The sequence below is a fragment of the Serratia sp. CY71090 genome (assembly GCF_052166845.1).
GTDB lineage: Bacteria > Pseudomonadota > Gammaproteobacteria > Enterobacterales > Enterobacteriaceae > Serratia > Serratia nematodiphila.
On sequence record NZ_JBJNOA010000005.1, the window covers coordinates 285,137 to 305,051 of the forward strand.

Below are 19,915 nucleotides of genomic sequence, written 5' to 3' on the forward strand. Positions count from 1 at the left end.
TCTCTCCGGGAATGGGGAAAAGGGGCTACCAGCGCTCAGGGCGGACAGCGTGCGCCATTGGCGCCTCCAGCGCGGCCACGTCTTCCGGTGATAGCCTGAGGTCGAGCGCTGCCAGCGCATCCTGCAGATGATGCGGCTTGGACATGCCCACCAGCGGCGACACCACGCCGGGTTTGGCCAACAGCCAGGCCAGCGCGATCTGCGCTGGTGGAACGCCGCGCGCGGCCGCCACCTCCGCGACCGCCGCGACGGTGCGTTCTACCTCGTTTCTGCCGCCGTACCAACGGGGCGCCTGTTCGTCGGTGGCGGCGCGCAGCGTGCCGCCGCTGCCGGAGCCGGCCAGCACGCCGCGGGCCAGCGGCGACCAGGGCGTTAGACCAAGACCCTCCTCCAGGCACAGCGGGATCAGTTCCTCTTCATCTTCACGCGTCACCAGGTTGTATTGGCTTTGCAGCGAAATAAACGGCGCCAGGCGGTGCTGACGTTGAAAGGCCAGCATTTTCATCAGGCGCCAGGCGTGCAGCGAGGAGGCGCCGAGATAGCGGATCTTGCCCGCCCGCACCAGGCCATCGAGGGTGTCGGCGGTTTCTTCGATCGGCGTTTCGGTGTCGAAGCGGTGCAGCACGAACAGATCGAGGTAATCCGTTCCCAGCCGCTGCAAGGAGGCGTCGACGCTGTGCAGCAGGTGCTTGCGTGATAGCCCCCGGCTGTTCGGCTGCGCGTCTATTGGAAAGTAGGCCTTGGTGGCGATCACCACGTCTTCACGGCGGGCGAACGCCCTCAGCGCGCGGCCGAGAATGCGCTCGCTTTCTCCGCCGGAGTAAATGTTGGCGGTATCGAAAAAATTGATACCCGCCTCCAGCGCCTCGCGGATAAAGGGGCGCGCTTCATCTTCCTTCAGCACCCAGGGCCGCCAGGCCGGATCGCCGTAGGTCATGCAACCCAGGCAGAGGCGGGACACCTTCAGGCCGCTGTCGCCAAGCCGAACGTAGTTCATGGCCTCGTCTCCTCAACGCATGCCGGCGATGGTGTAACCGCCGTCCACCAGCAGGCTTTGGCCGGTGATGAAGCGAGCTTCGTCCGTCGCCAGCCACAGCGCCACATCGCCGATGTCTTCCGATTCACCCAGGCGGCCGGCGGGCGTATGGGCGATAAAGGGCGCGAAGGCCGCGCTGTCAGCCACGCTGCCGCGTGCCATCGGCGTGTCGATGATGCCGGGGTTGATGTTGTTGACGCGGATGCCCTGGCCGCTGTATTCGAGCGCCACCGCGCGGATCATCGCATCGAGCGCGCCCTTGCTGGCGGAGTAGCTGGATGAGCCGGCCAGCGCGCCGTGGGTCAGCCAGGAGGAGGTGTTGATGATCACGCCGCCCGAGCGCTGAGCCAGGAAGGTTTCAATCTCATATTTCATCGCCAGCCAGACGCCCCTGAGGTTAATGGCGATCACCCGGTCAAAATCCTCGCTGCTCTGTTCGGCGATGGGGGCGAAGTTGCCGATGATGCCGGCGTTGTTGAAGGCGACGTCGAGCCGGCCGTAATGGGCGGTCACCGTGGCGATCAGTTGGCGGATATCGTTTTCTTGGGAGACGTCGGCCACGATGGGCAGGGCGTCGCCGCCAGCCAGCGCGATGTCGCGCGCCGTGGCTTCGATTTCCGCCGCGCGTCGGCCGGCCAGCGCGACGTTGGCGCCTTCGCGGGCATAGGCCAGCGCGGCGGCGCGGCCGATGCCGGTGCCGCCGCCGCTCACCAGTACGACTTTGCCCGCCAGACGGCGCGGCGTTTCATGAGTTGGAGCTGTAGCATTAATCATCGTATCGATACCTGGTAATGGGGTCGATCGCAATGCTATGTTGTTAGGTGACGGATAACTATCCGCTAAAAATTCATCTCACTATTAGATAATTTATATCAATAGCATGAAAAAACCTGAACTGTCTGGGCTGGCGGCCTTCGTGGCTATCGCCAGTGAACGCAGCTTCCGCCGCGCCGCCGCCCGATTGGGCGTGACGCCGCCGACGCTGACCCACACCCTGCGCGAATTGGAAGCGCAGGTGGGCATTCGCCTGCTAAACCGCACCACCCGCAACGTCTCGCCGACGGAGGCCGGTGAGCATCTGCTGGCACAGCTGGTGCCCGCTTTTACCGACATCGACGCCGCGCTGGAGAGCCTGAATGTGTTTCGCGAAGGGCCGCGCGGCCTGGTGCGCATCAACGCGCCGCGTTCGGCCATCGATCTTGCCATCGTGCCGCATCTGGAGCGGTTGGCCTGCGAGTACCCCGGCATTACGCTGGAAGTGGTGGCGGACGAGGGGTTTGCCAACATTGTCGAACAGGGCTTTGACGCCGGTATTAGGCTCGGCGAGGATCTGCACAACGATATGCGCGCGGTGCGTCTGACGCCGGATCTGCGTTTCGCCATCGTCGCCACGCCGGACTATTTTCAACGGCACGGCGAACCGCTGCATCCGCAGGATTTGCTGCAGCACCGCTGCATCGGTTGGCGCAAGGCCTCTTCGGGCGAGCGCTACAAATGGGCATTTCAGCAGGGTGAGCAGCGGTTTTCCGTGGCGGTTAACAGCCCGTTGATACTCGATGACGGCAGGATGATGGTGCAGGCGGCGCTGGCGCACGTCGGCATCGCTTTCGCCATCGAACAAGAGGTAGAAGAACACCTGGCGAGCGGGCGGCTGCGGCGGGTGTTGACCGACTGGTGCGCGCCGTTTACCGGTTTTTATCTCTATTACCCTAACCGCAGGAATCATTCCGTGGCGCTGAGCACGGTGATCGAGTTGCTGCGTCTGCCCACCTAATCCTCTTCACCGGCTATCGCGTTCGGATGGCCGTAGGTGAATCAAGCTTGAACTATTTTTATTCCCTTTTCGTTTGTTCAGGCGCAAATAAACTCTTAAATTCTCGGTGAGTTTGTAACTTGCTGTTTATAATTGTTATTTGAATATTTATTGCGAATATTCCGAGTTTTTATCGGTTATTTGAGAGCCCGGTCACACTATTTTTTTGTGCGAAATGTGAAGGGGGTCAATCCGTCAGGTCAATGAGAGACGGTTATGTCTACTCCTGGCTTACCGATCCGTTTTTCATGCTCCGTATACTGTCCGTAACCAGGGCAACGTGACGGAAATTTTCATAAGGAATGTGCGTGAAGCAATCGTGATTGCATCTGGCATACAAATAACACCGGGTTTTTTTGATTATCTGAGGTGCTTGGTATGGAAAAGAAAAAAATCTATCTGTTTTGTTCTGCCGGTATGTCCACTTCCCTGTTGGTATCAAAAATGAAGGCGCAGGCCGAGAAATATGAAGTGCCGGTGATCATCGCCGCCTATCCGGAAGCGCTGGCTGCGGAGAAAGGCGTTGAGGCGGATCTGATCCTGCTGGGGCCGCAGATCGCCTACACCTTGCCGGAAGTGCAAAAACAGCTGCCCAACAAACCTGTGGAAGTCATCGATCCGCTGCTGTACGGCAAGGTCGATGGGCTGGGCGTACTGAAGGCCGCGGTGGCCGCCATCAAGAAAGCCAATCAATAAAAGGAGGCCGCCGTGAATACCCTCATTGCCTCGCTCGAGAAGGTTATCCTGCCTTTCGCCGTAAAAATCGGTAAGCAGCCCCACGTCAACGCCATCAAGAATGGCTTTATCCGCCTGATGCCGCTGACCTTGACCGGGGCGATGTTCGTGTTGATCAACAACGTGTTCCTGAGCTTCGGCGAAGGATCGTTCTTCTATTCGCTGGGCGTAAGGTTGGATGCCTCTACCATCGAGACGCTGAATAGTCTGAAGAGCATCGGCGGCAGCGTTTACAACGGCACGCTGGGGATCATGTCCCTGATGACGCCGTTCTTTATCAGCATGGCGTTGGCGGAAGAGCGAAAGGTCGATCCGCTCGCTTCGGCGCTGCTGGCGGTGGCGGCCTTTATGACCGTCACACCGTTCAATGTCGGCGAGGCCTATGCGGTGGGAGCCAACTGGTTGGGCGGCGCCAACATCATTTCCGGTATGGTGATTGGGCTGGTGGTGGCCGAGATGTTTGCCTTCATCGTGCGGCGCAACTGGGTGATTAGCTTGCCGGACAGCGTGCCGGCTTCGGTGTCGCGTTCCTTCTCGGCGCTGATCCCCGGTTTCATCATCCTCTCCATCATGGGGCTGGTGGCGTTCGCGCTGGCGCACTGGGGCACCAACTTCCACCAGATCATCATGGACGGCATTTCGGCGCCGCTGGCCAAGATGGGCAGCGTGGTGGGCTGGGTGTACGTGCTGTTCTCCTCGCTGCTGTGGTTCTTTGGGGTGCACGGCTCCATGGCGCTGGCGGCCCTGGACAGCGGCATCATGACGCCGTTCGCGCTGGAAAACGTGGAGCTGTACAACAAATACGGTTCGGTCGAAGCGGCGGTGGCCGCCGGAAAAGAGTTCCACATGTGGGCGAAACCGTTCGTCGACTCCTACATCTACCTCGGCGGCACCGGCTCGACGCTGGGCTTGATCATCGCCATCTTCATCGCCTCGCGCCGCGAAGATTATCGCCAGGTCGCCAAACTGGCGACGCCATCCGGCATCTTCCAGATCAACGAACCGATACTGTTCGGCCTGCCGGTGATCATGAACCCGGTGATGTTCATTCCGTTCATCCTGGTGCAGCCGGTGCTGACCATTATCACCTCCCTGGCCTACTACTCCGGGCTGATCCCGCCGATCACCAACATCGCTCCCTGGACCATGCCGGTCGGCCTGGGGGCGTTCTTCAACACCAATGGCAGCATCATGGCCATGTTGCTGAGCCTGTTCAACCTGGCGGTCGCCACCGTGATCTATCTGCCGTTCGTGGCGATCTCCAACAAGGCGCAGAGCCAGATCGACGCGGCGACGGAAAGCGAAGAAGACATCGCCAAGGCGCTGAAATTCTAACTGTGGAACGGGGCGGCGTGGCCGCCCCGCGAGGGACGCGAGTATGGAATATCAATTTGCCGACGGGTTCTGGTGGGGCAGCGCCACCTCCGCGCCGCAGTCTGAAGGGGCGGCCGCGCGGGACGGCAAGAGCCGCAACATCTTCGACTATTGGTACGAGATCGCGCCCGAGCGCTTTCACGAGCGGGTGGGTCCGACCGAAGCCTCGACCTTTTACGACCATTTCCGCACCGATATCGGGCTGCTCAAAACGCTGGGCCACAATACCTTTAGAACGTCGATCTCGTGGTCGCGGCTGATCCCGGACGGCGACGGTGAAGTGAACCCGCAGGCGGCGGCGTTCTATAACGCGATGATCGACGAGCTGCTGGCGCAGGGCATCACCCCGTTTATCAATCTCTATCACTTCGATATGCCGCTGTGCATGCAACAGCGCGGCGGTTGGGAAAGCCGGGCGGTGGTCGAAGCCTATGCGCGTTACGCCGATACCTGTTTCGGCCTATTTGGCGATCGGGTCACCCACTGGTTCACCTTCAACGAGCCGATCGTGCCGGTGGAAGCCGGTTACCTGAATGACCTGCACTACCCTTGCGTAGTGGACTTCAAACGGGCGGTCACCGTGGCGTATCACAGCGTACTGGCGCACGCCATGGCGGTGCAGCGTTTCAGAGCGCGGAGGCTGCAGGGGAGCATCGGCATCATTCTGAATCTGAGCCCGACCTATCCGCGCTCCGACGCGCCGGAGGATCTGCAGGCGGCACACGACGCCGATCTGCTGCTCAACCGCAGTTTCCTCGATCCTGTCGCCAAAGGGCGTTACCCGGCCGCATTGCTGCACCTGCTGGAGCGGCATGGGCTGATGCCCTACTGCGAACCGCAGGACGCTCAGCTGATCGAAGGCGGCGTGGTGGATATCCTTGGCGTCAACTATTACCAGCCGCGCAGGGTGCAGGCGAAAGCGGGACGGCGCGCCGAGGGGCCGATCGCATCGCCGGAGGATTTGTTCAGTTACTATGCAATGCCGGGTCGCAAAATCAATCCGCACCGCGGCTGGGAGATCTACGAAAAGGGGCTGTACGACATCCTGATGGATCTGAAAGAGAACTACGGCAATCTGCCCTGTTATATTTCGGAAAACGGCATGGGCGTCGAGGGCGAAGAAGCGTTTATCGGCGCCGATGGGCGGGTGGAGGACGATTACCGCATCGACTTTATTCGCGAGCACCTGAAGTGGCTGCACCGCGCGCTGGCCGAAGGCTCGCAGTGCAAGGGCTATCATCTGTGGACCTTTATCGACTGCTGGTCCTGGCTGAATGCCTACAAGAATCGTTATGGGCTGGTGCGGCTGGATCGGGCGGATCAGCGGCGCACCATCAAAAAAAGCGGTTACTGGTTTGCCGAGGCGGCCAGACGCAACGGATTTGACTAACGGGAGGCCGGCGCCGTGTCCGATAACCGAATTTCGCTGAGTGCCAACGACGTGAAGCTGATTCGCGAGCAGGATTTCTTTAACTGCAAAGACTTTCACCTGTTCATCTACAACAAGGTGGAAAGTGCCACCGGGCTGCATCAGCACGACTACTACGAGTTCACTATTGTGCTGAGCGGCAAATGCTATCAGGAGATCAACGGCAAGCGGGTGCTGCTGGAACGCGGGGATTTCGTCTTTATCCCTATCGGTTCCTACCACCAGAGCTTTTACGAGTTCGGCGCGACGAAAATTTTCAACGTGGCGGTTAGCAAAGCGTTCTTTGAAGAGCACTATTTGCAGCAGCTGCCGCGTTGCTTTGTCGCCTCGCAGGCCTACAGCCTGAGAAGCGAGTTTTTGGCCTATATCGAATCGGTGGTGAGTTCGCCGCAGTTTCGCGAGGATGACTTCGCCGAGTTTCTCGAAACGCTGACCTTCTATGTGATCAGCCGCATTCGTCACCATAAAGAAGAAAACGACGGCGGCGATGATATCCCGCAGTGGCTGAAGAACACCCTGGCCGGCATGCATGACAAGGCGATGTTCGGTGAAAAGGCGTTGGCGAACATGGTGGCGCTGTCGGGGAAAACCCAGGAGTACCTGACCCGGGCGATGCGGCGCTACTACCAGAAGACGCCGATGCAGGTGATCAATGAGATCCGCATCAACTTCGCCAAGACGCAGCTGGAGGTCACCAACTATTCGGTCTCTGACATCGCTTTCGATTCCGGCTATGGCGACGTCAGCTTGTTCATTAAAAACTTCAAGCGGCTCACCGACGTGACCCCAGGCAACTACCGAAAAAAGTGTTACGGCCCTCTTTAGGGCCGCTCCCGATCAGTATCAACGCCGATATGCCGATGAGCTTCAGGGCGCCAGTCGGTTAATCATTTGATTTTACCTTAACGAGGGGGAATGCCGCGCCGAGCGGTCGGCCTTCCCTTGCCAAAAATCCATCCCGCGGGAGCCTCTATGGAAAAACTACTGATCGTGAATGCCGATGATTTCGGCCTGAGCAAAGGGCAGAACTATGGCGTCATCGAGGCGTATCAGCATGGCGTCGTTTCCTCCACCACGGCGATGGTGAACGGCGGCGGCGCGCAGCACGCGGCGGCGCTCAGCCGGCAATATCCGGGGTTGCCGATTGGGCTGCATTTCGTTTTGACCCATGGCAAGCCGCTGGGCGCCATGCCTTCGCTGGTCAACGAACATGGCGAACTGGGTAAATGGCTGTGGCGCCGCGCCGAGGCCGGCGAGCTGCAGCTGGACGAAATTCACGAGGAGCTGCAGCGCCAGTTCACGCGCTTCGTGACGCTGTTCGGCCGGCCGCCGACGCATATCGACAGCCACCACCATGTGCATATGCAGCCGCAAATTTATCCGCTGGTGGAGGCGTTCGCGCAAGCGCAGGGTCTGCCGCTGCGTCTCGATCGCGAAGAGGCGAAACGGCGTGGCATCACGCTGCATGCCCCCTATAGCACTGACGTTTTCGACGCGGGATTCTACGGTGAGACGATTTCCGAAACGTTGTTCCTGCAAAGGTTGGCGCGCGCCGACGAGCAGGGCGCAGAATCATTGGAAATGATGTGCCACCCGGCGCTCCTCGACGCGACGATCCTGCAGAGCCAATACTGCCATCCGCGCCTCGTCGAGCTGGATGTGTTGACCGCGCCGACGCTGAAAGCGGCGATCGCCGAACGCGGTTTTCTGTTGGGCTCCTTCCAGGATCTGTAACGCCGCCGTTTACAGCATGGCGTGCGCCTTTTTCAGGCCGGTGTCTTCTTCCGGATCGGCGCCCTGAGGCAAGGGTTCCGCCTCTTGTGCTTCGGGCTGCGGCTCGTCGACCTCGGGCGCCGCTTCCGGCGGCGGCATGGTGTCGTGAATGATCTGTTCATCGAAGGTCGGATTAAGCGCCGGCGACAGCGGCGAGCTGGTGAGGCTGTCCGGCAGCGGAATGTGCGGCACCGGCGCGTCCTGCGCCAACTGCGGTTCCTCCGCTTTCGCCGTGCGGCTGAGAGCCGCCAGCAGCACGCCGCACAGGGCGAAAAAGGCGTACAGGATATTGCCGCCCAGCGGCTCGATCAGCGCACCGACCGCCAATGGCCCGATGCTGGCGCCGACGCCGAACGCCATCAGCAGACAGGCGGCCAGCGAGACGCGGCGTTCCGGCTCGATCAGATCGTTGGCCAGCGCCACCGCCAGCGGGTAGAGCGTAAATTGCAACATGCTGACGACGAACCCGACCGCTAGCAGCAGCGGGAAATCGATGTGCGGCAGCAGCGCCAGCGGCAGCGCCGCCACGATCAGAAAAATGGCGTTGAGGCGCATCAGCAACGGGCGATTATAGCGATCCGACAGCCAACTGAGCGGGAACTGCGCCACCAGCCCGGCGAAGATGGCCAGCGCCATGAACAGGCCGGTTTGCTGAGTGGTTAAGGATTGCAGGCTGGCGTAGACCGGCGCCAGGCCGTAAAACGAGCCCACCACCATGCCGATCACCAGCGTGGTAGCCAGCACCTTGGGAATGGCGCCGACAAAGTAACGCAGCTCCATCGGGGCCGGCGACATGTGGCGCGCATTGGTGCGGGTGGTGAGAGCGATGGGCACCAGACAAAGCGCGAAGCACAACGCGATCACCAGCAGCGTGGTGATGCCCAGGTTGCTTTGCAGCATCAGCACTATCTGGCCCAGCGACATGCCGAGATAGGTCGCCGCCATATAGAAGCCGAACACCATGCCGCGCTGGTTGGATTCCGCCTGGTCGTTCAGCCAGCTTTCCAGCACCATATACTGGCACATCATGCACAGCCCGATCACCAGACGCAGTGCGACCCAGGCGGGAATGAATGCCGTCAGACCGTGCCCCAGCACTGCAGCGGTGATGATGCCGGCGCAGGCCACGTAGGCGCGGATATGCCCGACGCGGGCGATGAGAAAGTGGCCGACCTTGCCGCCGATCACCAACCCGATGTAGTTGGCGGCGATGATGGCGCCGATCAGCGCGCTGCTGACGTGGATGGAGGCCAGCCGCAGCGAGACATAGGTGGTGAGCAGGCCTGAGCCCAACAGCAGCAGCAGGGTGGTGGTGTACAACGGCAAGAATACGCCCAACGTTTTTTTCACGCTATCATCCTAATCTCTTCTGGTGCGCCCTGAGGCCGCCGCAGCGTGCCGCCTCCGTGATGTTCCTTGTGCTGGTGCGCCGCCGCTCAATGGGGCGCTTCTTTTGATACTAGCAGCTTGGCCGGGCGCTTAAAACCGCACCTCCTGCGAGGCGCTGCGCATTTCTGCGCGCCGGCCGCCGTGTCGCCTTGATAAATGCTACTATCGGGCGCATATACCTGAATTCGCGAGGGAGGGGTTATGAGTGAAAACCAACTGCGCCGGCTCAGCGTGCTGGCGGGGGAAAAACTGAAGGCTCAGGGCCGCTGGATCACCTGCGCGGAATCCTGCACCGGCGGCGGCATAGCCAAGGCCATTACCGATATCGCCGGCAGCTCCGCCTATTTCGATCGCGGTTTCGTCACCTACAGTAATGCGGCGAAACATGATCTGTTGGGGGTGAGCGAAGCGACGTTGGCGGCGCACGGCGCGGTCAGCGAAGAGGTGGTGCGCGAGATGGCGATAGGGGCGCTGCGGGCGGCGCAGGCCGATCTGGCGCTGTCGGTGAGCGGCATCGCCGGCCCGGACGGCGGCAGCGTGGAAAAGCCGGTCGGCACCGTGTGGTTCGGCTTTGCCAGCAGCGATGGCCGGGGGCTTTCGCGCAAGATGCAATTCGAGGGCGACCGCGATGCGGTGCGGCTGCAGGCGACGATTTTCGCGCTGCAAACCGCCATCGACGAATTTTTGTAAATTAGGCTTGATACTGTATGACCATACAGTATAATTAGTGACATTTCCTGCACAACATACATTCAGTGGCAGTGTGGGGTAACACCGGCATTGCGAAACGAAGGAGCAAAAATGGCTATTGATGAGAACAAGCAAAAGGCGTTAGCTGCGGCACTGGGCCAGATTGAGAAACAGTTCGGCAAAGGCTCCATCATGCGTCTGGGTGAAGACCGCTCCATGGACGTGGAAACGATCTCCACCGGCTCACTGTCACTCGATATCGCCCTGGGCGCCGGCGGCCTGCCGATGGGCCGCATCGTAGAAATCTACGGCCCGGAATCGTCCGGTAAAACCACTTTGACGCTGCAGGTGATCGCCGCTGCGCAGCGCGAAGGCAAAACCTGTGCGTTCATCGACGCCGAGCACGCGCTGGATCCTATCTATGCGAAAAAGCTGGGCGTCGATATCGACAACCTGCTGTGCTCGCAGCCGGATACCGGCGAGCAGGCGCTGGAAATCTGTGATGCGCTGACCCGCTCCGGCGCGGTTGATGTCATCATCGTCGACTCCGTGGCGGCGCTGACGCCGAAGGCGGAAATCGAAGGTGAAATCGGCGATTCGCACATGGGCCTGGCGGCGCGCATGATGAGCCAGGCGATGCGTAAGCTGGCCGGCAACCTGAAAAACGCCAATACCCTGCTGATCTTCATCAACCAGATCCGTATGAAAATTGGTGTGATGTTCGGCAACCCGGAAACCACGACCGGCGGTAACGCCCTGAAGTTCTATGCTTCGGTGCGTTTGGATATCCGTCGTATCGGCGCCATCAAAGAGGGCGACGAAGTGGTGGGCAGCGAAACCCGCGTGAAAGTGGTGAAGAACAAAATCGCTGCGCCGTTCAAACAGGCTGAGTTCCAAATCATGTACGGCGAAGGCATCAACAGCCGCGGCGAACTGGTCGATCTGGGCGTGAAGCACAAGATGATCGAAAAAGCCGGCGCCTGGTACAGCTATAACGGCGAGAAGATTGGTCAGGGCAAGGCGAACGCCTGTAACTTCCTGAAAGAAAACCCGGCTATCGCCGCCGAGCTGGATAAGAAACTGCGCGACCTGCTGCTGCACAGCGGCGGTGAACTGGTAGCCGCTTCCGGTGACGACTTCGAAGACGATGAAGCGGAAACCAGCGAGCAGTTCTAATCGCTGAAGATGTGCGCCGCCGTTTATGTGGCGCATATCCTCTGAATTCAGGCTTGAATGATGAATGACTTGCTAAGCCGCGCCATGCGCCTGCTGTCGCAACGCGATCATAGTGAAGCTGAACTGCGCCGCAAACTTGCGGCGCAGCCGTTTGTGGCGAAAGCCCGGTTTGGCGGTAAGGGGCCGCATGCGCCGACGGTGGCCGAAGAGCCGGTGGATCCTGCGCTAATCGATCAGGTTATCGCCTACTGTTACCAGCACAACTGGCTGGACGATCAGCGTTTCGCACACAGCTACATCGGTAGCCGCAGCCGCAAGGGTTATGGCGCGCAGCGCATCCGCAGCGAATTGATGCAAAAGGGCGTGGATAAAGCGCTGGTACAGGACGCGTTGGCGGAATGCGATATCGACTGGTGCGAACAGGCGAAACAGGTGGCGCAGCGAAAATTTGGCGATGCGTTGCCAACCGACTGGAAAGAGAAAGCCAAAGTGCAGCGTTATCTGCTCTATCGCGGCTTCTTCCAGGAAGAAATTCAGTCAATTTACCGTGATTTTGCGCAATGAGCGCACACGGGGTTTTACTTCCCTCTGAAGAAAATTTATCTTATCCCCACTTTTTGTTCGTGAGCTGGTTGTCATCGTCGGGATGACGCGCCACCGGCTCACGTGTCGTTATTCTAGCCTTTCCAGGAAAATTATGAGCAAGAGCACCGCTGAGATCCGTCAAGCGTTTCTCGATTTCTTTCATAGTAAGGGCCATCAGGTTGTAGCAAGCAGCTCCCTGGTGCCTAACAATGATCCGACATTGCTGTTTACCAATGCCGGCATGAACCAATTTAAGGATGTTTTCCTGGGGCTCGACAAACGCGCCTATTCCCGCGCCACCACCTCGCAGCGCTGCGTGCGCGCAGGCGGCAAGCATAACGACCTGGAAAACGTCGGTTATACCGCTCGTCACCACACCTTCTTTGAAATGCTGGGTAACTTCAGCTTCGGCGATTACTTCAAGCACGACGCGATCAGCTACGCGTGGGAACTGCTGACCGGTGAAAACTGGTTCAACCTGCCGAAAGAGAGACTGTGGGTCACCGTGTATGAAACCGATGATGAAGCGTTCGACATTTGGCAGAAGCAAATCGGCGTACCGGCCGAGCGCATTATCCGCATCGGCGACAACAAGGGCGCGCCTTTCGCTTCCGATAACTTCTGGCAGATGGGCGATACCGGCCCATGCGGCCCGTGCACCGAGATTTTCTACGATCACGGCGATCACATCTGGGGCGGCCCTCCGGGCAGCCCGGAAGAAGACGGTGACCGCTACATCGAGATCTGGAACATCGTTTTCATGCAGTTCAACCGTCAGTCCGACGGCACCATGCTGCCGCTGCCGAAACCTTCGGTGGATACCGGTATGGGTCTGGAACGCATCGCGGCGGTGTTGCAGCATGTGAACTCCAACTATGAGATCGACCTGTTCCGCACCCTGATCGCCGCCGTAGCGAAAGTGACCGGCGCGACCGATCTGGATAACAAATCCCTGCGCGTTATCGCCGACCACATCCGTTCCTGCGCCTTCCTGGTGTCTGACGGCGTGATCCCGTCTAACGAAAACCGCGGCTACGTGCTGCGCCGTATCATTCGCCGCGCGATCCGTCATGGCAACATGCTGGGCGCGAAAGATACCTTCTTCTACAAGCTGGTAGCGCCACTGATCGAAGTGATGGGCCCGGCGGCCGACGAGCTGAAACGCCAGCAATCGCTGGTGGAGCAGGTGCTGAAAACCGAAGAGGAGCAGTTTGCCCGCACGCTGGAGCGTGGGCTAGCGCTGTTGGACGAAGAGCTGGCCAAGCTGCAGGGCGATACCCTGGACGGCGAAACCGCTTTCCGTCTGTACGATACCTACGGTTTCCCGGTCGATCTGACCGCTGACGTCTGCCGCGAGCGCGGTCTGAAAGTCGACGAAGCGGGCTTTGAAGAGGCGATGGAAGCCCAGCGCCGCCGCGCGCGTGAGTCCAGCGGCTTCGGCGCCGACTACAACAGCCTGATCCGCGTGGATGGCAGCAGCCAGTTCAGCGGCTACGATCACGACGAGCAGCAGGCGACGGTGATCGCGCTGTTCCGTGACGGCCAGCCGGTCGAGCAGATCAACGCCGGCGAAGAGGCGGTGGTGGTGCTGGACGAGACGCCGTTCTACGGTGAATCCGGCGGGCAGGTCGGCGATAAAGGCGTGCTGAAAGCCGCCGGCGCCGAGTTTGTGGTCAATGACACCCAGAAATACGGTCAGGCTATCGGCCACCAAGGCAAACTGGCGCAGGGCTCGCTGAAGCTGAACGATCGCGTGGATGCGCAGATCGACGCCGAGCGCCGCAACAGCATCCGCCTGAACCACTCCGCGACTCACCTGCTGCACGCCGCGCTGCGCCAAACGCTGGGCGATCACGTTGCGCAGAAAGGCTCGCTGGTTAACGACAAATACCTGCGTTTCGACTTCTCGCACTTCGAAGCGATGAAGCCGGAACAAATCCGCGGGGTGGAAGATCTGGTGAACCAGCAGGTGCGTCGTAACCTGCCGGTGCAGACCGAGCTGATGGCGTTGGAAGACGCCAAAGAGAAGGGCGCAATGGCGCTGTTCGGTGAGAAGTACGACGACAACGTGCGCGTGCTGACCATGGGCGACTTCTCCACCGAGCTGTGCGGCGGCACCCACGCCAGCCGCACCGGCGATATCGGCCTGTTCCGCATTCTGAGCGAGTCGGGCACCGCGGCGGGCATCCGCCGTATTGAAGCGGTGACCGGCGCAGGCGCTATCGCCACGCTGCACCAGCAAAGCGATTTGTTGCAAGACGTTGCGCAGTTGGTGAAGGGCGACAGTAACAACCTGACCGATAAAGTGCGCTCGGTGCTCGATCGCACGCGCGTGCTGGAAAAAGAACTGCAGCAACTGAAAGATCAGCAGGCGGCGCAGGAAAGCGCGTCGCTGTCCAGCCAGGCGAAAGTGGTTAACGGCGTGAAGCTGTTGGTCAGCCAGTTGGACAATGTCGAAGCCAAAATGCTGCGCACCATGGTGGATGACCTGAAAAATCAATTGGGTTCGGCCATTATCGTGTTGGCGACGACGGCTGATGACAAAGTCAGCCTGGTCGCGGGCGTGACCAAGGATCTGACTGACCGCGTGAAAGCCGGCGAGTTGATCGGCAACGTGGCGCAGCAGGTCGGCGGCAAGGGCGGTGGTCGCCCGGATATGGCGATGGCGGGGGGGACGGATATCAACGCTCTGCCAGCGGCGTTAAACAGCGTAGAAGCCTGGGTGGCCTCAAAGCTGTGAACATAAATAAATAGCACGGACAAACGCCATAATACTTTGTTGATTATGGCGTTTTCATACTGTGCTAACACAATTTAGTTACAATTGCGGGAACAAAGTTTTTCTGGTCGGCTAAACTTACCATTATCTGAGGTGGGACCAAGTCTGCTTACACTTATTGTGGATTGCGCGGCTTACGTTTTCACCATATATGATGGATAATGACGGGGAAACTGAGAGACCCGACTCTTTTAATCTTTCAAGGAGCAAAGAATGTTAATTCTGACTCGTCGAGTTGGTGAAACCCTCATGATTGGCGATGAGGTTACGGTCACTGTGCTAGGGGTAAAAGGCAACCAGGTGCGTATTGGTGTGAACGCCCCCAAAGAGGTTTCAGTTCACCGTGAAGAAATCTATCAGCGCATTCAGGCAGAGAAGTCTCAGCAGACGACTTACTGATTCCGAAGCAGCGTCTCGTTGCCAGACGAGACGCTACTGCATCGTTTTACCCACTTCTTTCGTTCTCCCCTCTCTTTTTCGTGATTATTTTCCCGGTGAGTTTCCTGCTTTATTGCTGCAGACGTTGCGGTTGCCTGTTGATAAAACGCCCTTTTTGCCGTGAAATCGCCCATGTTGGGTGCGAATTGTGCAAACGCGCATGAGTTGGGAAAAATTGTTTGACTTAAAAGTCGGAGAAAGTAATATGTGCGCCACGCAGTGCCGATGAGCTTCTCCAAAGCAAGTCAGGCACAATTCGAAAGAAGCGTATGGTGAGGTGGCCGAGAGGCTGAAGGCGCTCCCCTGCTAAGGGAGTATGCGGTCAAAAGCTGCATCCGGGGTTCGAATCCCCGCCTCACCGCCATTTGCATCCGTAGCTCAGCTGGATAGAGTACTCGGCTACGAACCGAGCGGTCGGAGGTTCGAATCCTCCCGGATGCACCATATTTTGCAGTATGGTGGGGTAGTAACAACGTACCATACGGTATCAAAAAAGAATTCCTGTGCATCCGTAGCTCAGCTGGATAGAGTACTCGGCTACGAACCGAGCGGTCGGAGGTTCGAATCCTCCCGGATGCACCATTCTTAATCTCATTCGTCGCGAAGAAAAATTTTCATGCGGGTGAGAGGAAAAAAGTGTTCCCAGGGAGGATAACGTTGCTTCAGCAACGGCCCGCAGGGTAAGGCGCAAGCGCCGAATCATCCTCCCGGATACACCATTCTTAAAGCCTGGCTTTATTAGCAAAGCCGGCGCGCGGTAAAAATAGTAATGCATCCGTAGCTCAGCTGGATAGAGTACTCGGCTACGAACCGAGCGGTCGGAGGTTCGAATCCTCCCGGATGCACCATCTAAGAGAAGCCCGCCTTAGCGGGTTTTTGCTTTTCTGTTATTCGTGAAACAGACAAGCGGCAAAAACAGTCATGCATCCGTAGCTCAGCTGGATAGAGTACTCGGCTACGAACCGAGCGGTCGGAGGTTCGAATCCTCCCGGATGCACCATGCTTAACCTCCCGTATCGCGAAGAGAAATCGTCATGCGGGTGGTAAAAAGAAAGTGTCCTTGGGGAGGATAACGTTGCTTTAGCAACGGCCCGCAGGGTGAGGCGTTGGCGCCGAATCATCCTCCCGGATGTACCATCTAAGAGAAACCCGCCCTGGCGGGTTTTTCGCTTTTCAGCATTTAGCCATTCTCTCTTCACCCCTTTCCTGCTTTGTACCCGATCGATCACAGCACATTCCGCTATGACGCAGTCAGCGACAACCCAACGGCTTTACGCTAAAGTAGTTTTCTTTCCTCAACGATCATGGAGTAACGATGTACGACCGCTATCAGGGTCTTATTTTCGACATGGACGGCACGATTCTGGACACCGAGCCAACGCACCGCAAAGCGTGGAGTGAAGTGCTGTCGCGTTATGGCATGACGTTTGATGAAGCGGCGATGGTGGCGCTGAGCGGTTCACCGACCTGGCGCATCGCTCAGGCGATTATCGCCAGCCACCAGGCCGATCTCGATCCCCATCATCTGGCGGCGGAGAAAACCCGCGCGGTGGAGGCGATGCTGTTGGACAGCGTGCGCCCGTTGCCGCTGATCGAGGTGGTAAAATCCTATCACGGTCGCCGTCCGATGGCGGTCGGTACCGGCAGCGAGCACCGCATGGCGGAAATGCTGCTGCGTCATCTCGGCCTGTTCAACTGCTTCGACGCGATCGTCGGTGCGGACGACGTACAGCGCCATAAACCGGAGCCGGACACCTTCCTGCGTTGCGCCGAACTTATCGGCGTGCCGCCGGAAAAGTGCGTGGTGTTTGAAGACGCCGAGTTCGGCATTCAGGCGGCAAAAAGCGCCGGTATGGACGTGGTAGACGTTCGCACGCTGTGAGTAGTACGCTAGCCGTAATATCGTTATTTGGCAGCAGCTTCCTCAGTGCGACGCTGCTGCCGGGAAATTCAGAAATCGTTCTGGTCGCTTTGCTGACCCAGAGTCGCGTCTCGCCGGAGTTGCTGGTGCTGGCTGCGACCCTGGGCAACACGCTGGGCGGCTTGACCAATGTCATTATCGGGCGCCTGTTACCGGCGTTGAAACCACAGCGGGGGCTGGCAACGGCGCTCGGGTGGCTGCAACGCTTCGGCCCGGCTGCGCTGTTGCTCAGTTGGGTGCCGGTGGTGGGCGATTTGTTGTGCGTGTTGGCAGGTTGGCTGCGCATGCCCTGGGGCTCTGTCGCGCTGTTTCTGTGTATCGGAAAGGCGCTGCGTTACATCGTTTTGACTATGATAACGGTACAGGGCATCGCCTGGTGGCAGTAACCAAGTGAATATAACTCAATATTCTCTCGGGTGCGGATTCAGTATGCTTACGAGTTATTGTTTTTAGAAGCGGGAGGTCAATTTGATCCCGGACGTATCACAGGCGCTTTCTTGGTTGGAAGCCCATCCTCAGGCATTAAAAGGCATTCGTCGCGGCATCGAGCGTGAAACGCTGCGAGTCACGCCGAACGGCACCTTGGCGACTACCGGGCATCCGGAAAAGCTGGGGGCGGCATTGACGCATCACTGGATCACCACGGATTTCGCCGAGGCGCTGTTAGAGTTCATTACGCCGGTTGATGACAATATCGATCACCTGCTGACGTTCCTGCGCGATATTCATCGCTACGTTGCGCGCAATATTGGCGATGAGCGCATGTGGCCGCTCAGCATGCCGTGCTTTATCGAAGCCGAGCAGGATATTGAGCTGGCGCAGTTCGGTTCTTCGAACATCGGCCGCATGAAGACGCTGTACCGCGAAGGGTTGAAGAATCGCTATGGCGCGTTGATGCAGACCATTTCCGGCGTGCACTACAACTTCTCGCTGCCGCTGGAGTTTTGGCAGGCCTGGGCCGGCGTGCAGGACGCAGAAAGCGGTAAAGAGCAGATCTCGGCGGGGTATTTCCGCCTGATCCGCAACTACTACCGTTTCGGTTGGGTGATCCCGTATCTGTTCGGCGCATCGCCGGCCATTTGTTCTTCGTTCCTCAAAGGGCGCGAGACCACTCTGCCGTTCGAACGCACCGAGCAGGGGATGTGCTACCTGCCGTACGCCACCTCGCTGCGTCTGAGCGACCTGGGTTATACCAACAAGTCGCAGAGTAATCTGGGCATCACCTTCAACGATCTGCACAGCTATGTGGCCGGTTTGAAGCGGGCGATCGTTACGCCTTCCGAAGAGTTCGCCAAGCTGGGCGTGAAAGAGGGTGATCGCTACCTGCAGTTGAACAGCAACGTGCTGCAAATCGAGAACGAGCTGTATGCGCCGATCCGGCCGAAGCGCGTGACCAAAAGCGGCGAGACGCCGTCAGACGCGCTGCTGCGCGGCGGTATCGAATACATCGAAGTGCGTTCGCTGGATATCAACCCGTTCTCGCCGATCGGCGTGGATGCGGTGCAGGCGCGTTTCCTGGATCTGTTCCTGGTGTGGTGCGCGCTGGCCGATGCGCCGGAGATGAGCAGCGATGAACTGCTGTGCACGCGCAAGAACTGGAACCGGGTGATTCTGGAAGGGCGCAAGCCGGGCCAGACCATCGGCATCGGCTGTGGCGCCAGCCATGAACCGTTGGAAAAAGTGGGCAAGGCGCTGTTCGCCGATCTGCGTCGGGTCGCGGAAGTGTTGGACGGCGAAGCCGGCAACCGTCAATACCAGCAGGTGTGCGATGAGCTGGTCGCCGCGTTTGACGATCCTGAGCTGACCTTCTCCGCGCGCATTCTGAAGGCGATGAAGGCGGAAGGCACCGGACGCGTCGGTCTGCAGCTGGCGGAGCAGTATCGCCAGACATTGCTGGAAGAACCGTTGGAAATCCTGAACGAAGCCGAGCTGGATAAAGAGCGGGAAGCCTCTTGGCAGCGTCAACGCGACATAGAAGCCAATGATACGCTAAGCTTTGAAGCGTTCCTGAAGCAAAACGGCGGAAGCTGAAAAAGAAAAAGGCCACATCAATGTGGCCAAATATGCATCTCTGATGACAGGGATGATGATAACAAATGCGCGTCTTTCACATACTCAGACTCGCAGGGTTGGAAAAGGTTTCCCGGTTAGGAAAAAAAGTTTCGAAATAAATGCTCTTTTACGAGGAGGTAGCGAAATGCCATTGCTGGATAGCTTTACCGTCGATCATACCCGTATGGCAGCCCCGGCTGTCCGCGTTGCGAAAACCATGAAAACGCCTCATGGCGATACCATCACGGTATTTGATCTGCGCTTTTGCCGCCCGAACCTGGAAGTGATGCCCGAACGCGGCATTCACACGCTGGAACACCTGTTCGCCGGCTTTATGCGCGACCACCTGAACGGCCAGGGCGTGGAGATTATCGACATCTCCCCAATGGGCTGTCGCACCGGTTTCTACATGAGCCTGATCGGCGTGCCGGAAGAGCAGCGCGTTGCCGATGCCTGGAAAGCGGCGATGGCAGACGTGCTGAAAGTGACCGACCAGCGCAAGATCCCTGAGCTGAACGAGTACCAGTGTGGTACCTACCACATGCACTCGCTGGAAGAAGCGCAGGAGATCGCCAAGCACATTCTGGATAACGGCGTGGTGGTGAACCACAACGACGAACTGGCGCTGCCGAAAGAGAAGCTGCAGGAGCTGCATATCTAACCGTACGTTTCCCGCAGAGACAAAAAAGACGCGATTTCGCGTCTTTTTTACGTTCTGGCGGAGG

Annotated in this window: 18 protein-coding genes and 5 tRNA genes; 20 read left to right on the top strand and 3 right to left on the bottom strand. The window is 58.7% G+C overall.

The genetic code is table 11. From position 1 onward, the window contains the following. Positions 1–25 precede the first annotated feature (25 nt). Positions 26–997, bottom strand: a complete 972-nt coding sequence (locus tag ACJ8OK_RS12140; protein WP_442530606.1) for an aldo/keto reductase — start codon at positions 995–997, stop codon at positions 26–28. A 12-nt stretch (positions 998–1,009) separates the two neighbouring features. After that, positions 1,010–1,810, bottom strand: a complete 801-nt coding sequence (locus ACJ8OK_RS12145; RefSeq protein ID WP_317522971.1) for an SDR family NAD(P)-dependent oxidoreductase — start codon at positions 1,808–1,810, stop codon at positions 1,010–1,012. A gap of 106 nt (positions 1,811–1,916) precedes the next feature. On the opposite strand from ACJ8OK_RS12145, the gene ACJ8OK_RS12150 reads away from it, so the two are divergent. The 6 genes from ACJ8OK_RS12150 to chbG all read left to right on the top strand — a co-directional run bounded on the left by ACJ8OK_RS12150 (position 1,917) and on the right by chbG (position 8,121). Beyond that, the gene (locus ACJ8OK_RS12150) at positions 1,917–2,810 is read left to right on the top strand and encodes a LysR family transcriptional regulator (protein WP_060558603.1); all 894 of its coding nucleotides are present in this window, start codon (positions 1,917–1,919) and stop codon (positions 2,808–2,810) included. 417 nt (positions 2,811–3,227) lie between these two features. Next, positions 3,228–3,545 carry a PTS sugar transporter subunit IIB gene (locus ACJ8OK_RS12155; protein WP_004932561.1) on the top strand — a complete coding sequence of 106 codons (318 nt, stop codon included), beginning with the start codon at positions 3,228–3,230 and terminating at the stop codon, positions 3,543–3,545. Positions 3,546–3,557: 12 nt separating this feature from the next. After that, a complete protein-coding gene (gene chbC, locus ACJ8OK_RS12160; RefSeq protein ID WP_004932557.1) occupies positions 3,558–4,919 on the top strand; it encodes a PTS N,N'-diacetylchitobiose transporter subunit IIC in 1,362 nt (453 codons plus the stop codon). Positions 4,920–4,962: 43 nt separating this feature from the next. Then, positions 4,963–6,348 carry a glycoside hydrolase family 1 protein gene (locus ACJ8OK_RS12165; protein WP_033631819.1) on the top strand — a complete coding sequence of 462 codons (1,386 nt, stop codon included), beginning with the start codon at positions 4,963–4,965 and terminating at the stop codon, positions 6,346–6,348. A 15-nt stretch (positions 6,349–6,363) separates the two neighbouring features. Beyond that, positions 6,364–7,212, top strand: coding sequence for a transcriptional regulator ChbR (gene chbR / locus ACJ8OK_RS12170; protein WP_015376697.1), 849 nt, complete (start codon positions 6,364–6,366; stop codon positions 7,210–7,212). A 147-nt stretch (positions 7,213–7,359) separates the two neighbouring features. Beyond that, the gene (gene chbG / locus ACJ8OK_RS12175; RefSeq protein WP_442530607.1) at positions 7,360–8,121 is read left to right on the top strand and encodes a chitin disaccharide deacetylase; all 762 of its coding nucleotides are present in this window, start codon (positions 7,360–7,362) and stop codon (positions 8,119–8,121) included. Positions 8,122–8,130: 9 nt separating this feature from the next. On the opposite strand, the gene ACJ8OK_RS12180 is transcribed toward chbG, so the two are convergent. Beyond that, entirely contained in the window at positions 8,131–9,510 is a 1,380-nt protein-coding gene (locus tag ACJ8OK_RS12180) for an MFS transporter (RefSeq protein WP_021505306.1), read from the bottom strand. A gap of 240 nt (positions 9,511–9,750) precedes the next feature. Between ACJ8OK_RS12180 and pncC the strand changes: the two genes are divergently transcribed. From pncC to luxS, 14 genes are all read left to right on the top strand, one after another. Continuing rightward, complete coding sequence (pncC, locus tag ACJ8OK_RS12185) at positions 9,751–10,239, top strand: nicotinamide-nucleotide amidase (protein WP_004932543.1); 489 nt, start codon at positions 9,751–9,753, stop codon at positions 10,237–10,239. Positions 10,240–10,350: 111 nt separating this feature from the next. After that, positions 10,351–11,415: a recombinase RecA gene (recA, locus tag ACJ8OK_RS12190; RefSeq protein ID WP_004932541.1), complete on the top strand. Its 1,065-nt coding sequence runs from the start codon at positions 10,351–10,353 to the stop codon at positions 11,413–11,415. A 60-nt stretch (positions 11,416–11,475) separates the two neighbouring features. Then, positions 11,476–11,979 (top strand): recombination regulator RecX, encoded by a 504-nt coding sequence (recX, locus tag ACJ8OK_RS12195; protein ID WP_033631822.1) that lies wholly within the window; start codon positions 11,476–11,478, stop codon positions 11,977–11,979. Between the two features lie 133 nt (positions 11,980–12,112). Continuing rightward, on the top strand, positions 12,113–14,740 hold the full coding sequence (alaS, locus tag ACJ8OK_RS12200) for an alanine--tRNA ligase (protein ID WP_442530608.1): 2,628 nt from the start codon (positions 12,113–12,115) through the stop codon (positions 14,738–14,740). A 252-nt stretch (positions 14,741–14,992) separates the two neighbouring features. Next, on the top strand, positions 14,993–15,178 hold the full coding sequence (csrA, locus tag ACJ8OK_RS12205; protein WP_004091602.1) for a carbon storage regulator CsrA: 186 nt from the start codon (positions 14,993–14,995) through the stop codon (positions 15,176–15,178). Between the two features lie 310 nt (positions 15,179–15,488). Beyond that, positions 15,489–15,581, top strand: a tRNA-Ser gene (locus ACJ8OK_RS12210). A 3-nt stretch (positions 15,582–15,584) separates the two neighbouring features. Beyond that, a tRNA-Arg gene (locus tag ACJ8OK_RS12215) sits at positions 15,585–15,661 on the top strand. A 61-nt stretch (positions 15,662–15,722) separates the two neighbouring features. Then, a tRNA-Arg gene (locus tag ACJ8OK_RS12220) sits at positions 15,723–15,799 on the top strand. A gap of 189 nt (positions 15,800–15,988) precedes the next feature. Further along, a tRNA-Arg gene (locus tag ACJ8OK_RS12225) sits at positions 15,989–16,065 on the top strand. Positions 16,066–16,140: 75 nt separating this feature from the next. Then, positions 16,141–16,217: transfer RNA gene (locus ACJ8OK_RS12230), tRNA-Arg, on the top strand. A 315-nt stretch (positions 16,218–16,532) separates the two neighbouring features. Continuing rightward, positions 16,533–17,099 carry a fructose-1-phosphate/6-phosphogluconate phosphatase gene (gene yqaB / locus ACJ8OK_RS12235; protein ID WP_004932523.1) on the top strand — a complete coding sequence of 189 codons (567 nt, stop codon included), beginning with the start codon at positions 16,533–16,535 and terminating at the stop codon, positions 17,097–17,099. Continuing rightward, complete coding sequence (locus ACJ8OK_RS12240) at positions 17,096–17,524, top strand: YqaA family protein (RefSeq protein WP_025159656.1); 429 nt, start codon at positions 17,096–17,098, stop codon at positions 17,522–17,524. The genes yqaB and ACJ8OK_RS12240 overlap by 4 nt, the downstream gene beginning before the upstream one ends. Positions 17,525–17,606: 82 nt before the next feature. Further along, complete coding sequence (gene gshA, locus ACJ8OK_RS12245) at positions 17,607–19,169, top strand: glutamate--cysteine ligase (RefSeq protein ID WP_015376703.1); 1,563 nt, start codon at positions 17,607–17,609, stop codon at positions 19,167–19,169. Between the two features lie 166 nt (positions 19,170–19,335). After that, entirely contained in the window at positions 19,336–19,851 is a 516-nt protein-coding gene (gene luxS, locus ACJ8OK_RS12250) for an S-ribosylhomocysteine lyase (RefSeq protein WP_004932513.1), read from the top strand. Positions 19,852–19,915: the final 64 nt, after the last annotated feature.

Bases quoted from the DNA above. Each gene is read 5' to 3' on its own strand.
- ACJ8OK_RS12140 (WP_442530606.1), bottom strand. From the start codon at position 997: ATGAACTACGTTCGGCTTGGCGACAGCGGCCTGAAGGTGTCCCGCCTC.
- ACJ8OK_RS12145 (WP_317522971.1), bottom strand. From the start codon at position 1,810: ATGATTAATGCTACAGCTCCAACTCATGAAACGCCGCGCCGTCTGGCG.
- ACJ8OK_RS12150 (WP_060558603.1), top strand. From the start codon at position 1,917: ATGAAAAAACCTGAACTGTCTGGGCTGGCGGCCTTCGTGGCTATCGCC.
- ACJ8OK_RS12155 (WP_004932561.1), top strand. From the start codon at position 3,228: ATGGAAAAGAAAAAAATCTATCTGTTTTGTTCTGCCGGTATGTCCACT.
- ACJ8OK_RS12165 (WP_033631819.1), top strand. From the start codon at position 4,963: ATGGAATATCAATTTGCCGACGGGTTCTGGTGGGGCAGCGCCACCTCC.
- chbG (WP_442530607.1), top strand. From the start codon at position 7,360: ATGGAAAAACTACTGATCGTGAATGCCGATGATTTCGGCCTGAGCAAA.
- pncC (WP_004932543.1), top strand. From the start codon at position 9,751: ATGAGTGAAAACCAACTGCGCCGGCTCAGCGTGCTGGCGGGGGAAAAA.
- recA (WP_004932541.1), top strand. From the start codon at position 10,351: ATGGCTATTGATGAGAACAAGCAAAAGGCGTTAGCTGCGGCACTGGGC.
- recX (WP_033631822.1), top strand. From the start codon at position 11,476: ATGAATGACTTGCTAAGCCGCGCCATGCGCCTGCTGTCGCAACGCGAT.
- alaS (WP_442530608.1), top strand. From the start codon at position 12,113: ATGAGCAAGAGCACCGCTGAGATCCGTCAAGCGTTTCTCGATTTCTTT.
- csrA (WP_004091602.1), top strand. From the start codon at position 14,993: ATGTTAATTCTGACTCGTCGAGTTGGTGAAACCCTCATGATTGGCGAT.
- yqaB (WP_004932523.1), top strand. From the start codon at position 16,533: ATGTACGACCGCTATCAGGGTCTTATTTTCGACATGGACGGCACGATT.
- luxS (WP_004932513.1), top strand. From the start codon at position 19,336: ATGCCATTGCTGGATAGCTTTACCGTCGATCATACCCGTATGGCAGCC.